Here is a 13,516-nt window from a genome sequence, read left to right as displayed (position 1 = left end):
CCCCAACCCGAACCCCAACCCATACCCGCTACCGGTTGGCAGCGGCAGCCACGGGCCGAGTGCGAGTGTCAGCTCAGACGTCCGCCGATGCCGCCGTCGGGGACGATCTCAGCTGTACGGTCGAGGTCGGTGGCGGTGAGGCGGAGGTCGGCGGCGGCGATGTTCTGGGCGACGCGGGCGGGGTTGTGCGAGCCCGGGGTCGGGACGGTGCAGGGCTTCTTCGCCGGCAACCAGGCCGGCGCCGGCTGCGAGGGCGTGACGCCCTTGCCGTCCGCGAACTCGGGGCCGTAGATCTCGGCGGTGTCGACGAGCGGGACGCCCAGCTCCAGCACCCGCCACGGTCCTGATGATGACAGGGCCCCCCACCGCTCCACGCAGCCGTCGCCCACCGGGTGACACTGGAGTGTCATGGCATGGACGAGCGCGCACAGTGAGGGCGCCGAACTCGGCCGCTACCTGCGCGCCCGCCGCACCCGGACAAAGCCCCGAACAGGTCGGCCCCACCGTCGGCTCCGGCATCCGCCGCACCCCGGGACTGCGCCGCGAGGAGCAGGTCACCCTCGCCGGCAGCATCCACTGATACATAGGCCTGGAACGCGGCAAGAAACCCACCCCAGCCCCGCCGTCCTCAACTCGCTCGCCCGCGCCCTGCACAGGGACGACCAGGAGCACCTGCGCGAGCTCGCCGCGCGCCCCGCCCGCTACGTCCCCGAACCACCCGCCGACAGCCGTAAGCCCCCGCCACTGCACAAGGAGCACCACCACAATGCACACGCGCACCCTCGGCCAGGGACTTCAGGTCTCGGCGATCGGTCTGGGCTGCATGGGCATGTCCCAGAGCTACGGCCCCAACCCCGGCGACCGCGACGACATGATCGGTGTGCTGCGCGCACCGTGGACCGGGGCGTCACGTTCTTCGACACCGCCGAGGTCTACGGCCCCTACGTCAACGAGGAACTGGTGGGCGAAGCACTGGCTCCCGTCCGCGACCAGGTGGTGCTCGCCACCAAGTTCGGCTGGCGCATCGAGAACGGCACGCCGGTCGGGCTCGACAGCCGCCCGGACCAGATCAAGCGCGTAGCCGACGCCTCACTGCGCCGCCTGCGCATCGACACGATCGACCTGTTCTACCAGCACCGGGTCGACCCCGACGTCCCCGTGGAGGACGTCGCGGGCGCGGTCGCGGAGCTCGTACAGGCAGGCAAGGTACGGCACTTCGGCCTGTCCGAAGCGGGCGCAGCCACGATCCGACGCGCGCACGCCGTCCACCCCGTGACCGCCGTGCAGAGCGAATACTCCCTGTGGACCCGCGACCCCGAACCCGAAGTGCTGCCCACGCTCGCCGAACTCGGCATCGGTTTCGTGCCGTTCAGCCCGCTCGGCAAGGGCTTCCTCACCGGCACCGTCGACACCACCACCGCTTTCACCGAACGCGACATCCGCACCACCATCCCGCGCTTCGACCAGCACAACCTCGCCGCCAACCAGGCCCTCGTCGACCACGTCGCCACGCTCGCCCGCGCCCGCGGCGCCACGCCCGGCCAGGTCGCCCTGGCCTGGCTGCTCGCCCAGCACCCCTGGATCGCCCCGATCCCCGGCACCCGCCGCGTCGAGCGCATCGTCGAGAACGCCGACGCGACGAAGGTCGCCCTGGCCGCCGACGACGTCGCGGACCTCGACGCCACCGCGACCCGCATCGGCGTACACGGGGACCGCTACAACGAGATGCACCTGGGCCTCGTCGGCAAGTGAAACGGTCCGGTCAGCAAGGTGCTGCGGGCCGCTCAGGTGTCGGCGGCGCCGTCGGCCGGCGGGCCGAGCGAGTCGGTCGCGGGGGCTTCTTCCCTGGGCGTCCCACAGGACCCGCAACTGTTCGCTGCCCTCGGCCAGTTCGGCGATCAGCTCGGCCAGACCCGGATCACCTGGGTTGCGGCCCTGCTCGTTGCGCAGGCTGCCCGTTCCGGCCGGACTCACCAAACCCCACGCCGTCGTGGCCAGTCGGCCTCCGCGATGAAGCCGCGGAATGCAAACGCCGCGCGGATCAGCTGGCCCGAGAGGCGGAGCAACGGCACTCAGTTTCCGCCCGGCGACCGGCGCCTGGCGGCGGGAGGACAGCCGCCACGTCGCACCTGTCGACGTCATCGCCGACCACAGTTCCCCGTCACTGTGCAGTGCCTCGACCGGCTGTCCGTCCAGGCGCGGGTCCTGGGTTCGAGACTCCCGTACGGCCCGAGCCCAAAGAGCAGCCCCGGCACGCGGCTCGTCGGATCAAGAGGCCATCTCATTTGGCTGCCTCGGTGGGCTGTGGGGCGTGGTGGGGATCGTTGAGCAGCTGGTGCCGGACGAATTGTGGGAGTTGTTCCAGCGGGTGGTGCCGGAGGCGCCTTCGCGGCCTCAGGGCGGTGGCCGCCGCCGGCATGGCGACCGTGAGGTGCCGGCCGCGACCGTGTTCGTGGCCACCTCGGGCTGACGTGGCAGTGGTGGGGCTCAGGCCTGGTGCTTCACGATCTCGACCGTCAGTCGGCCGAGTCCGGTGATCTCGGCTTCCAGGACGTCTCCGGGCTTCATCCACTCGCCGGTGGCGAGACCGACACCCGCGGGGGTGCCGGTGCAGACGACGTCGCCGGGTTCCAGGGTCACGTGCTCGGTGATCTTCGCAAGCTGCTCGGGGATGGACCAGATCATGTCCCGCGTGTTGGCGTCCTGCTTCAGTTCGCCGTTCAGCCAGAACTGGAGACGGAGATCGTCCTTGTCGATGAACCGGGCGGGCACGATGCCGGGGCCGAGCGGGCAGCTGTCGTCGAACACCTTGCCGCCGAAGAGATCGAACCGCACCAGGTGCTTGGGGTGGCGCTGCCAGTCCCGTGCGGAGAGGTCGATGGCCACGGTGTATCCGGCGACGCACTCCATGGCGTTCTCCGGCGTCAGTCGGCGCGCCTCCTTTCCGATGATCACCGCGAGCTCGATCTCGTAGTCCAGCTTCTCGGTCTGCTCCGGATAACGCACGGTCTTCCCGCATCCGACCAGGGTGGTGGTGGGGGGCTTGAGGAAGAGGAGAGGGACCTTCGTCTCCTTGTCCCAATCGGTGTGGCCCCCGTCCTTGTGCATGTGGTCGTAGTAGTTGGCCCCGATCAGGACGACCTTCCGGGGGTACTGCAGGGGGGTGAGGATGTCTTCGAGAGCGTTCGGCGTCGGCAGCGGCTGCGGGGTGTCCGCCCCCGCGGCCAGGCGTTCCGCGGCGGCGACCAGGAGCGGTTCAGTCCGCTCCCAGTGGTCGAAGACGTTCATCAAGCCGCGCGAGGGATCCGGCTGCAGGACCTCCGGGGCGACGTCGGCCAGGGCCCAGTAACGGCCGGCGATGGAGAGGACCGGGGTGAGGCTGCCCTGGACGCGCAGGGTCGCCAGTGAGAATGCCATGGGATGATCTTTCTGGTCGAAGCAGAGGAATGGAGCAGGAAGCGAAGGCGGGGAGAGCAGCGGGGGTGCGCGGCCGAACCGGACGACTGCCGTCGGCCTTGCGTGAAGGCGCATCACACAGAGCAGGGCCGGCGCTCTGCGACGGGGCGGGATCGCCTCGGCCCAGGTCGGCGCTACCGGCTCGTGCTGCTGAGAGGCCACTGACGGTTCCTCGTTCTTCCTGCCCGCCGCTGTACGCGACTGACGTACGGACATCCACGAAAGCGCGGCACAGGCGTGCACGTCGACGGGGCGTGGCGGCGCGCCAAGAGCATCCGCGGACATGGCGCGACTTCTGCGGGACAAGGAGGTGCCGACGGCGGCACGGGCGCACTCGGCCGGTGTGCACGCCCGGATGGCCGTGTGAACGGTGGCCCTTCGCCGGGCTCTCATGACGGGGCCCTGTCCGCGACGGCCGCATGCAGGAGGCGGATCACACGGTGTACAGCGGGCGAGGTCTCCTGGCGACGGCGCATCCCGACCAGGGGTGTGGTGAGCCCGGCGTCGGCCACAGACGGGTGGACGACTCCCGGCATGTGCACGCATCGCAGCGAACGCGGCAGCAGGGCGACGCCGAGATCGCCTCCGACCAGGGTCAGAGCGGCGATGAAGTCCTTGACCGGCACAGCGAGCCGGGGTGGGAAGCCGCCGAGCTCCGCCGGCTGCCCGACGGGGTCGCGGAGTCGTGTTCCTCGTCGAAGCGCGGGACGACGAATGTCTCTCTCCCCCCGCAGCTCAGCCGTCGGCACGGCCTGAAGGCGGGCGAGCCTGTGATGCTCGGGGAGCGCGAGGACGACCTCCTCTTCGAGAAGGCAGACAGCGGTCGGATCCGCCGGACAACCGGGCCGCCACCGCAGGAAGCCCACGTCGATCGTGCCTGATGCCAGTGCCTCCAGCTGAGCGGGGATCTCCGGCTCCCGCACCCGTACGGTGAGGTGCTCGCCGTTGTCCGCGCAGCTGGCGAGCATCCGGGTCAGCACGCCGGAGAAGGCGGCGGAGGCGATCTCGGCCTCTCCCACCTCACCCAGGGCCTGTTGCGAAAGTCCCTCCCCCACTGCCTCAAGCGTGGGAGGTGTCCCCAGCCGCGCGACGCCCGGCACGCGCTCCCCCAAGCTCTTCGAGCAGGGGGGACCCCCAGCCGCGTTGTCGGGATCCCCCCGCGTACGTCCAGTACGCGGGCGACCCTCCGCCTTGCGATCGCACGCTCCCCCGCTCTCGGCTTCGCTCGAGCGGGGGGACCCCCACGCCGCCGCACGGCCCGCCCTTCGGGCGGACGACGGGAATGACTTGATCTGGGCGCTCACTGCGGACGGAGCCAGATGCAGCCGGTCCGCGGCCCGCCCGAAGTGCAGGTCCTCGGAGACGGTCACGAAGGACGTCAACCAGCGCAGTTCCACGCTCGCCGCCTCTCCAGGATGGCGCCCGGTCTTCGAGTGCCACGGCTCGACGTCCTGCGTCTCACCATGGGGATCATGATCGAATCTCGAGCAAAGAATCGAATCTTTTCTTGACAACCGATAATAGCTGGAGGAGCCTTCCAACGGAACACAGCGAGGCCCGCCACCGTCACAACCAGCTGACCTGGAGCGTTGAGGCTCCGGACGGGTCACGAGGCCGGCGGGTACGACGCCTCCATACTCAGGAGCCGCAGCAGATGAACGGATCACCCACAGGCACCGGTCCCACCGCGGGGACCGGCCTGGAGCGCCTGCACCACTCAGCGACACCTGTCGCGGATCAGGAAGTGAACCGCCACTTCATCGAGGATCTGATCGGGCTTCCGCTGACCGCCACGTGGTGCGAGGAGTCGGTCACCACCCCTGGCATGACGTTCTGTCACACCTTCTACGAACTGGACGACGGCGGCGCGCTGGCCTTCTTCCAGATGTCCGCACCACACGACCATGAATTCCTGCTGGGGCCCACGAATCGCTACAACCACGTGGCCCTGCGCGCGGACACGGCGACTCTGGATGCGGTTCACCAGCGGCTGGTGGCTGCGGCCTACCCGCACTTCATCCAGGACCACGGCTACGTGAAGTCCTTGTATGTCACGTCTCCGGACGGGCTGGAGCTGGAGATCGCCGTCGACCCGCCCAACGTCGAGGAGATCCGGGAGAAGCGGATGTCGGACGCGCGCAGCGAACTGGCCCGCTGGCTGGCCGGCGACCACCGAACGAACAACGACTGGCGCCCGGAGCACCACTCCGTGATCCACTACCCGGCGCACCGGGCGGCAGCCGATGCCTAGGCTGACCCTGACGTTCGACAACGGGCCAACGCCCGGCGTCACGGAGCACGTGCTCGAAACGCTTGAAGCCCGGGGGCTGAAGGCGACGTTCTTCGTGATCGGCGAGAAGCTGGCTTCCGACGCAGGCCGCGAACTGGCCGAGCGGACCCGGGCTCAGGGTCATTGGCTGGGCAACCACACCATGACCCATGGTGAGCCTCTCGGTCTCCTGAGCGACCCGAGCCGGGAAGTGGAGGAGATCACCTACGCGCAGGCCGCGCTCGGTGGTCTCAGCCACCCAGCACGGTACTTCCGGCCGACGGGACACGGGTCGGTGGGTCCTCATCTGCTGAGCCGAACAGCCGCCGACGTCCTGATCTCGGGCGGATACACCATGGTTCTGTGGAGCCTGTTCGTCCGGGACTCGAAAATGCCGGAGGGCTGGGCCGATCGCGCCCTGCGGCGGCTGCCCGAGCACGACTGGCAGGTCCTGGTCGTCCACGACCTGCCCACCGGCGCCATGGATCAACTGCCGCGCTTCCTCGATGCCGTCGACAGCATGGGCGTGGAGATCGTCCAGGACTTTCCCGCGGAATGCACGCCGATTCACGGCGGTCGGCCGTGCGCGGACTTGGAGGATCTGTACGTCACCCCACGTGAAGCCGTGAAAGTTCCAGGAGTTGACTAGTGGCCCGCACCGATGGCGCAGAAACCCGTCACCACACGCTTTACCTGGAGATCAGGCGAAATCTTCTCCGCGGGTCCTTCCCTGCCGGCCACCGGTTCAAGCTGAGCAAACTGAGTTCCGAACTCGGAGTGAGTGTGACGGTGGCCCGGGAGGCGCTCACCCGACTCTCGGAACAGGGGTTGGTGGTCCTGGAGCCCAACAAGGGGTTCTCCGTACCGGACTTCACCGACGCGGAAATCAACGACGTCGCCTTCGTGCGCAAAGAAATCGAATCGATTGCCGTGCGCAGGTCGATCGAGCAGGGCGGGATCGAGTGGGAGGCACGCGTGGTCGCCGCCCACCACCAACTGGCGGTCTCGCCGAACGCCGCTCTCGATGAGGACCCCGAAGCGAACGAAGCGTGGACGAACGCACATCGAGCCTTCCACGAAGTCTGCGCGGCAGCATGCGGCTCCCCGCGGCTTCTGGCCTTCCGTATCCAGCTCTACGACCAGTCAGAGATCATCCGGCAGATGGCCAAGCTGCATCGGGGCCGGCAGCGGGACGTCGCCGGCGAACACGCGGCCATCGCCGAGGCGGTCGTGGCGCGAAATGCCGACAAGGCCGTGCAGTTGCTGCACACGCACATCGAAAGGACCCGGCTGTCATGCCTCGAATCGTGGGCTGCCGCGCAGCCACCCGGCTGAGGAGCACATATGGATCTTGAACTGGCCGGGCGCTGGGCGATCATCGGTGCGTCGTCCGCGGGCCTGGGACTCGCCTGCGCGAAGGCGCTGCACGCCGAAGGCGTGAACGTGGTGATCAACGGGCGTAACCCGGAGACACTCGAATCCGCCTCCGCACAATTGCGGTGTGTTGGCGACAGCACGGCCATAGTGGTGGCGGTGCCGGGTGATATCGCCTCCGCGGACACCCGCAACCGATTGCTGGACGCATGCCCCTCGCCCGACATCCTCGTCACGAACAATGGCGGGCCCCCTCCCGGGCCGTTCCAGAAGTCGGTGCGGGCGGACTGGGAACGCGGGCTGCACGCAAACCTGCTGGCCCACGTCGAACTGATCAACCGGGTCGTCGGCGGCATGTGTGACCGCCGCTTCGGCAGAATCGTCAACATCACATCGGCGATGGTCACGACCCCTCGGCCGACGATGGCCGTGTCCTCCGCGGCCCGCGCCGCCCTCACCGCGGCCGTGAAAGGCCTTTCCCTGGACGTGGCGCGGTTCAACGTCACCATCAACAACCTCTTGCCGGAGCGTTTCGATACGGAACGCCAGCGGTACATGGCCGAAGTGGCCACCGTCCGCGACGGAATCACTCACGAGGAAGCGCGCGCACGCCAAGTCCGTTCCATCGTTGCCGGCCGACTGGGTGACCCGCGAGAGTTCGGCGCCACCTGCGCCTTCCTTTGCAGCCCGTTGTCAGGCTATCTCTCGGGCCAGAACATCCATCTGGACGGCGGAAGTTATCCCGCGTTGATCTGACGAAAGTCGCTTCGGCTTTCCCGCGCCGTCTATTCGCTGCGCTTCGATCACGACCGGGAATCGAAAATACCGTTGACAAGCGCGGCATTCGGTCAGCATCATCCATCGCGCCACTCGCGCAACAGCTTCTCACGGTGCCTCTCTCACGGAGTGCTTTCTCTCACGAGTGCTTCTCACGCCAATCGGAACGGGACGTATCCATGCCCTGTGGCGCTCCTCATGCTGTCCAGGGCCCACCAATGGAGGTAGGTCATGAAAGTCCGCCGAGTCCTCGTAGCGAATTCCTGGGGAGCCGGCCGCGTTGTGGCGGACGGTGAACCGGCCAGGGCAACGGTTGCCGTGGAGACCCCGGGCTTCGAACAGACCCTGGTGAGGTACACGCCGCGCCTTCCGGGACCGAGTCTCCCGGGTACCGGCCCGACGGTCCGCACGCCAACCCTGTTGCCGGAGCCGGGGAGCACCAGCTTCATCGTCCTGACCATCCCGCCCGACGCGCTGTACGCCGACCCCGGCTACAGCCCCGAGGCGGCCGGCGCCGAAGCCGCACGCAAGAGCCCGGGGACAGCCGAGCTGTTCGAGCCGGACAGCCCGGGGACAGCCGAGCCGGACAGCCCGGGCATGCACACCACGCCCACCGTCGACTACGACGTCGTGCTCGACAGTGAGCGGTGGCCGGCCCTTGACGAGGAGGAGGTGCGGCTGTCGGCCGGAGACGTCGTCGTCCAGCACGGCACACGGCACGCCCGGCGCAACAAGAGCGACAAACCCGCGACGCTGCCGGCCGTTCTCATCGGCGCACGGACCGCGGACCACTCGGTGGAACGGAGCGCATAGCCATGGCCATGGAACTCGCATGCACCTTCTCCACCAGCATCGCCACCCCCGAACACATCCGTATCGCCGAAGAACTGGGCTACGTCAGCGCGTGGTGCCACTACTCACCCGCCATCTACGCCGACCCGTGGATGATGCTGGCCCTGGCGAGCGAACGCACCACCCGGATAGGACTGGGCGTCGCCGTGGTCGTGCCCCGCTTCCGCCATGTGGCGGATGTCGCCGGCTGCACGGCGACGCTCACGCAGCTGGCCCCGGGCCGGGTGACGGTCGCGGTGGGCTCCGGATTCAGCAGCACCGCGCTGCTGGGCGGCCGAGGGACCACGTGGGCGAGCGTCGAGGCGTTCGTCACCAACCTGCGAGCACTGCTCGGCGGTGAGCGGATCGAACTGGACGGACGCTCGATGTCGCTGCTCCACTCCAAGGAATCCGGCATCTCCCTGCCCATCGAGGTCCCGATCTGGGTGGCGGCGCACGGCCCGAAGGCCTTCGGTGTCGCCTCCCGTGTCGCCGACGGGGTCATCACCAACCCGACCCACGGCAACGAGAAGATTCCCTTCGAGGGCACCTGCGGCCTGAGCTACTACGGAACAGTTCTCGATCCCGGCGAGGCCTTCGACGACCCAGCGGTGATCGAGCGAGTGGGACCGACCGCCGCCCTGGCGCTGCACATGGGGCCGTACGGTCCCCTCTCCGGCTCGGTGGAGGAGAAGGGATTCACCGAGCAGATCAACGCTCTTCCCGAAGAGGACCGCCTGGTCGCGACCCACCGCGGCCATCTGATCTCGCTCACCGACCTCGACCGGCGATTCCTCAACGGCAACGTCGTACGGGACGGCACGCTCAGCGGCACGCCTGCCGAGATCCGTGCCGGTCTGGACGCCTTGGAGGAGGCGGGGGCGAGCCGCTTCTGCTACACACCGGCCGGATCGGACATTCCTCGCGAACTTGAAGCATTCGCCAAGGCGTTCCACCTGTAGGCCCATGCAGCGTCCTGGCCCGACCGACTGCCCCACTCCCCCCTTTCCCGGACCGACTGAAAACAAGCGCAAGAAGGAGAAACAGACATGGCCACGTACACGGAGACGCCGGTGCGGGAACTCCCCTTCATCGCTGGAGCACCGCGAGAACCCCACTCGACGACCACCTTCGAGGCGGTCAATCCGGCCAACGGCGAGGTGATCGCCCACGTGGCCGACTGCGACGCGGTGGACATCGACCGAGCCGTCCAGGCGTCCGTCGCGGCGCAGCGGGAGTGGATGAGCTGGGACGCGGGGCGTCGCGTCGGAGTGCTGCTGCGCTTCGCCGACGCGGTCGAGCGGCACAGGGATGTACTGGGCGAGACCGACACACGGAACATGGGCCGGGTGCTCCGCGAAGCGCAGGGGGACGGGGCCGCAAGCGCCCGACTGATCCGCTACTGGGCGGGCCAGGTGGACCGTATGACGGGCCATCAGATACCTGCCAACCCCGGCCACCTCTCCTACACCACCCGTGAACCGCTCGGTGTGATCGGTGTGATCATGCCTTGGAACGGTCCGGTGGGCAGCTTCTGCAGCCGCGTCGCACCCGCGATCGCCTGCGGGAACGCCGCCGTCGTCAAGCCCAGTGAGATGTCCCCGCTCTCCGCCCTCCGGCTGGCTGCCCTGCTGTCCGAGGCGGGGGCACCCGAAGGGCTCGTCAACGTGGTCACCGGCGGTGGCGCGACCGGCGCGGCGCTCGCCGAACACCCGGGCGTCGGAGGCGTCACCTTCACGGGAAGCGTCCCCACCGGACGTCGTATCGCGCATGCCGCCGCGGAGACCTTCAAGAAGACGGTTCTCGAACTGGGCGGGAAGTCACCCAACATCGTCTTCGAGGACGCGGACCTCGACGCGGCGGGACGAGGAGCGGTCTGGGGAGTGTTCAACAACGCCGGCCAGGTGTGCGTCGCGGGCACCCGTCTGCTGGTCCAACGGTCCATCGCCCCGGCGTTCATCGAGCAGTTGGCCCGGCGAGCCGAGCGGATCCGGGTGGGCGATCCGATGGACGCGAAGACCCACATGGGCCCCCTGGCCTCGCGGCAGCAGTTCGAGCGTGTCAGTCACTATCTCCAGATAGCCCGCGATGAGGGCGCGCGGGTGCTCTCCGGCGGAGGCAGGCCCCAAGGCGCCCATTCCGATGGGCTGTTCGTCGAACCCACCGTCCTCACGGAGGTCTCGCAGTCGATGCGGGTTGCCCGCGAGGAGATATTCGGGCCGGTCCTGTCGGTGATCGTCTTCGAGGACGAGGAGGAAGCCGTGTCCCTGGCGAACGACGTCGAGTACGGCCTGAGCGCGAACATCTGGACACGCGACCTCGGGCGCATGCACCGCATGGCCGAGCGGATCCAGGCCGGAACCGTCTGGGGCAACACCATGCGTCTGCACCACCCCACGCTCTGGTTCGGCGGGATCAAGGCGAGCGGACAGGGAAGCGCCTACGCCGAGGGCGCGATCGAAGGGGCCACCCGCGTGCGGCGCGTCACGATCCGTTTCGACGAGACCGCGCCCATGCCGGCGTGGAACGACCTGAACGTCTAGAGACAAGCTGCCATGGGTACGGCACCACCGGCTGAGCCTGGTGCGACCTTCCTCCTGGTGCACGGCGCCTTTCACGGCGGCTGGTGCTGGTCCAGGGTGCGACGCCTGCTGGAGGCGAACGGACACCGGACATACGCGCCCTCACAGACCGGGCTGGCGGACCGAAGACATCTGCTCAGCCGCGACATCGACATGAACACCTTCGTCCTCGATGTCGTCAACCTCATCGAGAGCGAGGACCTGCGAGATGTCATCCTCGTCGGTCACAGTTTCGGAGGCCGCACCGTGTCGGGTGTGGCCGACCGGATACCGGAGCGCATCGCGCACCTCGTCTTCCTCGACGGGGGCCTGCCCTTCGGCGGACTGAGCCGACTGGACGGAATGCCCCCATCGGCCCGCGCGGCACGGATGGCGTCCGCGGACCGGTTCAGCGGCGGGCTCAGCATCCCGCCTCCTCCCGCGGAGACGTTCGGGCTGTCCGATCCTGCTGACATCGCCTGGGTGAACCGGCACCTGACACCTCAGCCACTCAGCGTCGAGGCATCCCCACTACCGCTGAAGAACGACATCGGCAACGGTCTGCCCTGCACCTACGGGCAGTTCACCGACCCCGTCTTCCCGGGGGTCGAACCGAGCGCCGCCTACGCCAGGAACCGAGCCGACTGGACTTTCGTGGAGCTCCCGGGAGGGCACGACGGCATCGTCTCCGCCCCCGGCCCGGTGGCGACGCTGCTCCAATCCCTTGCTTCCTGACTCGCCGCAAAGGCGCCACCACCACAAACGACCAGGCCGAATCCGTTCTCGCGCCCTGAGTCCCCCCATGTCCTCGCCCCCCTCGGTCAAAGGAGACCGTGATGTCCTCGTCCCCATCTCCAGCCACCACCCGTCACCACACTCCCGAGCAGGCCCGCCAGCTACGGCGCGCCGCACTCTCCGGACTGCTCGGCACCGCCATGGAGTTCTACGACTTCATCGTCTACGGCGTGGTCGCGGCCCTCGCCTTCGGCCCGCTGTTCTTTCCCCAGGCCGACCCGGCCGTCGGCACCATCGCCGCTTTCGGTACCTTCGCCGCCGGATACGTCGCCAGGCCGCTGGGCGGCATCGTCTTCGGGCACTTCGGTGACCGGCTGGGCCGCAAGTCGATGATGTTGCTGACCATGGGTCTGATGGGCGGCGCCAGCATTCTCATCGGCCTGCTCCCGACCTACGACGCCATCGGCATCTGGGCGCCGACCCTGCTGGTCGCACTGCGCGTGGTGCAGGGCCTCGCCCTCGGCGGCGAGTGGGGCGGTGCAACGCTCATGGTCGTCGAGCACGTGGGCGACCAGCGTCGCGGCCTGTGGTCCAGTTTCACGCAGTTGGGCGCACCGGTGGGTTCACTGCTGTCCACTGCAATCGTCACCCTCGTCGCGATGCTCCCGGACGACGCTTTCCTCTCGTGGGGGTGGCGCGTGCCGTTCCTGCTCAGCGTGGTGACGCTGGCGATCGGCATGTTCGTCAGGATGCGGATCGCCGAGAGCCCGCTGTTCGCCGAATCGAAGCGGGAGGACAAGGCGGCCAGAATGCCGATCGTCGAAGTCCTGCGCAGACCACGTACCCTGCTGCTCGCCTGCTGCGTCGGTATCGGGATCTTCATGGCGAACTCGCTGCTGGTCACCTACATGATCTCGTACGCGACCGGGATCGGATACACCCGTCCACAGGTACTCACGGCCACCACCGTCGCCTCCTTGGTCGCACTGGCCGTGCTGCCGTGCGCCTCCGCGCTGTCCGACCGGATCGGCCGACGCCCGGTGGTGCTCGTCGGCGCGGTCGCCTCGGCCGCGCTGGCCTTCCCCGTGCTGGCGTTGGTCGACTCGAAGTCGCCCGGCCTCCTGGTCCTCGCCATCGCGCTCGGGCAGGGCGTAGCCCAGTGCACGATGTACGCCCCGCTGGGGGCGCTGCTGACCGAGATGTTCGGCACCCGGATCCGCTACACCGGCGCTTCGCTCGGCTACCAGGCCGCCACGCTCCTCGGCGCCGGGTTCACCCCCATGATCGCCGGCACCCTGGTGGCGGCGAACGGCGGTGCCAGCACCCCCATCGCACTGCTGATCTGCGGCGGCTCCGCGGTCACCGCTCTGGCCGTCTGGTGTGTACGAGAGACCCACCAAGCGTCCCTCGGAGAAGCAACGGATGGCTCCGAGGATCCCGCGCGCGCCGCGGCTCCCGCAGCGGAGGAGATCGCTTCCTGACCCTCGGGACCGCGTTCCGGGCTGGGTGGGCG

The 13,516-nt window shown here is 68.6% G+C and carries 12 protein-coding genes and 4 pseudogenes; 11 read left to right on the top strand and 5 right to left on the bottom strand.

Going from position 1 to position 13,516, the window contains the following annotated elements:
• Nucleotides 1-68: 68 nt before the first annotated feature.
• A complete protein-coding gene (locus FNH04_RS28325) occupies nucleotides 69-410 on the bottom strand; it encodes an aldo/keto reductase (RefSeq protein ID WP_152788625.1) in 342 nt (113 codons plus the stop codon).
• On the opposite strand from FNH04_RS28325, the pseudogene FNH04_RS28320 reads away from it, so the two are divergent.
• Both FNH04_RS28320 and FNH04_RS28315 read left to right on the top strand, forming a co-directional pair.
• Nucleotides 409-744: pseudogene (locus tag FNH04_RS28320) on the top strand (transcriptional regulator); the annotation flags it as partial. The gene FNH04_RS28325 and the pseudogene FNH04_RS28320 overlap by 2 nt on opposite strands.
• Before the next feature lie 22 nt (nucleotides 745-766).
• A pseudogene (locus FNH04_RS28315) lies at nucleotides 767-1,752 on the top strand (aldo/keto reductase).
• Nucleotides 1,753-1,755: 3 nt separating this feature from the next.
• Here FNH04_RS28315 and FNH04_RS49495 read toward each other — a convergent pair.
• The 4 genes and pseudogenes from FNH04_RS49495 to FNH04_RS49105 form a co-directional block, all read right to left on the bottom strand.
• Nucleotides 1,756-2,142, bottom strand: a pseudogene (locus FNH04_RS49495) (MmyB family transcriptional regulator); the annotation flags it as partial.
• 345 nt (nucleotides 2,143-2,487) lie between these two features.
• Nucleotides 2,488-3,417: a fumarylacetoacetate hydrolase family protein gene (locus FNH04_RS28305; RefSeq protein WP_152788624.1), complete on the bottom strand. Its 930-nt coding sequence runs from the start codon at nucleotides 3,415-3,417 to the stop codon at nucleotides 2,488-2,490.
• A 428-nt stretch (nucleotides 3,418-3,845) separates the two neighbouring features.
• Nucleotides 3,846-4,511 carry a LysR family substrate-binding domain-containing protein gene (locus FNH04_RS47980; RefSeq protein WP_322724073.1) on the bottom strand — a complete coding sequence of 222 codons (666 nt, stop codon included), beginning with the start codon at nucleotides 4,509-4,511 and terminating at the stop codon, nucleotides 3,846-3,848.
• Between the two features lie 240 nt (nucleotides 4,512-4,751).
• A pseudogene (locus tag FNH04_RS49105) lies at nucleotides 4,752-4,853 on the bottom strand (LysR family transcriptional regulator); the annotation flags it as partial.
• A gap of 257 nt (nucleotides 4,854-5,110) precedes the next feature.
• Between FNH04_RS49105 and FNH04_RS28290 the strand changes: the two are divergent.
• The 9 genes from FNH04_RS28290 to FNH04_RS28250 all read left to right on the top strand — a co-directional run bounded on the left by FNH04_RS28290 (nucleotide 5,111) and on the right by FNH04_RS28250 (nucleotide 13,484).
• A complete protein-coding gene (locus FNH04_RS28290) occupies nucleotides 5,111-5,707 on the top strand; it encodes a VOC family protein (protein ID WP_152788623.1) in 597 nt (198 codons plus the stop codon).
• Nucleotides 5,700-6,374 (top strand): polysaccharide deacetylase family protein, encoded by a 675-nt coding sequence (locus tag FNH04_RS28285; RefSeq protein ID WP_152788622.1) that lies wholly within the window; start codon nucleotides 5,700-5,702, stop codon nucleotides 6,372-6,374. The genes FNH04_RS28290 and FNH04_RS28285 overlap by 8 nt, the downstream gene beginning before the upstream one ends.
• Entirely contained in the window at nucleotides 6,374-7,060 is a 687-nt protein-coding gene (locus FNH04_RS28280) for a GntR family transcriptional regulator (RefSeq protein ID WP_152788621.1), read from the top strand. Before FNH04_RS28285 ends, FNH04_RS28280 begins: the two co-directional genes overlap by 1 nt.
• 9 nt (nucleotides 7,061-7,069) lie before the next feature.
• Nucleotides 7,070-7,855, top strand: coding sequence for an SDR family oxidoreductase (locus FNH04_RS28275; RefSeq protein ID WP_152788620.1), 786 nt, complete (start codon nucleotides 7,070-7,072; stop codon nucleotides 7,853-7,855).
• A 441-nt stretch (nucleotides 7,856-8,296) separates the two neighbouring features.
• Complete coding sequence (locus FNH04_RS28270; RefSeq protein ID WP_152788619.1) at nucleotides 8,297-8,689, top strand: cupin domain-containing protein; 393 nt, start codon at nucleotides 8,297-8,299, stop codon at nucleotides 8,687-8,689.
• A gap of 2 nt (nucleotides 8,690-8,691) precedes the next feature.
• Nucleotides 8,692-9,669 carry an LLM class flavin-dependent oxidoreductase gene (locus FNH04_RS28265; protein WP_152788618.1) on the top strand — a complete coding sequence of 326 codons (978 nt, stop codon included), beginning with the start codon at nucleotides 8,692-8,694 and terminating at the stop codon, nucleotides 9,667-9,669.
• Between the two features lie 87 nt (nucleotides 9,670-9,756).
• Nucleotides 9,757-11,250 (top strand): aldehyde dehydrogenase family protein, encoded by a 1,494-nt coding sequence (locus tag FNH04_RS28260; protein WP_152788617.1) that lies wholly within the window; start codon nucleotides 9,757-9,759, stop codon nucleotides 11,248-11,250.
• Between the two features lie 57 nt (nucleotides 11,251-11,307).
• Entirely contained in the window at nucleotides 11,308-12,003 is a 696-nt protein-coding gene (locus FNH04_RS28255) for an alpha/beta hydrolase (protein ID WP_322724069.1), read from the top strand.
• 101 nt (nucleotides 12,004-12,104) lie between these two features.
• On the top strand, nucleotides 12,105-13,484 hold the full coding sequence (locus tag FNH04_RS28250) for an MFS transporter (protein ID WP_152788615.1): 1,380 nt from the start codon (nucleotides 12,105-12,107) through the stop codon (nucleotides 13,482-13,484).
• The last annotated feature ends 32 nt before the right edge of the window (nucleotides 13,485-13,516 follow it).

The sequence above is a fragment of the Streptomyces phyllanthi genome, from assembly GCF_009377205.1.
Lineage (GTDB): Bacteria > Actinomycetota > Actinomycetes > Streptomycetales > Streptomycetaceae > Streptomyces > Streptomyces phyllanthi.
The sequence above is the reverse complement of the archived record's forward strand: the minus strand, read 5'-3'. Positions and strand labels throughout refer to the sequence as shown.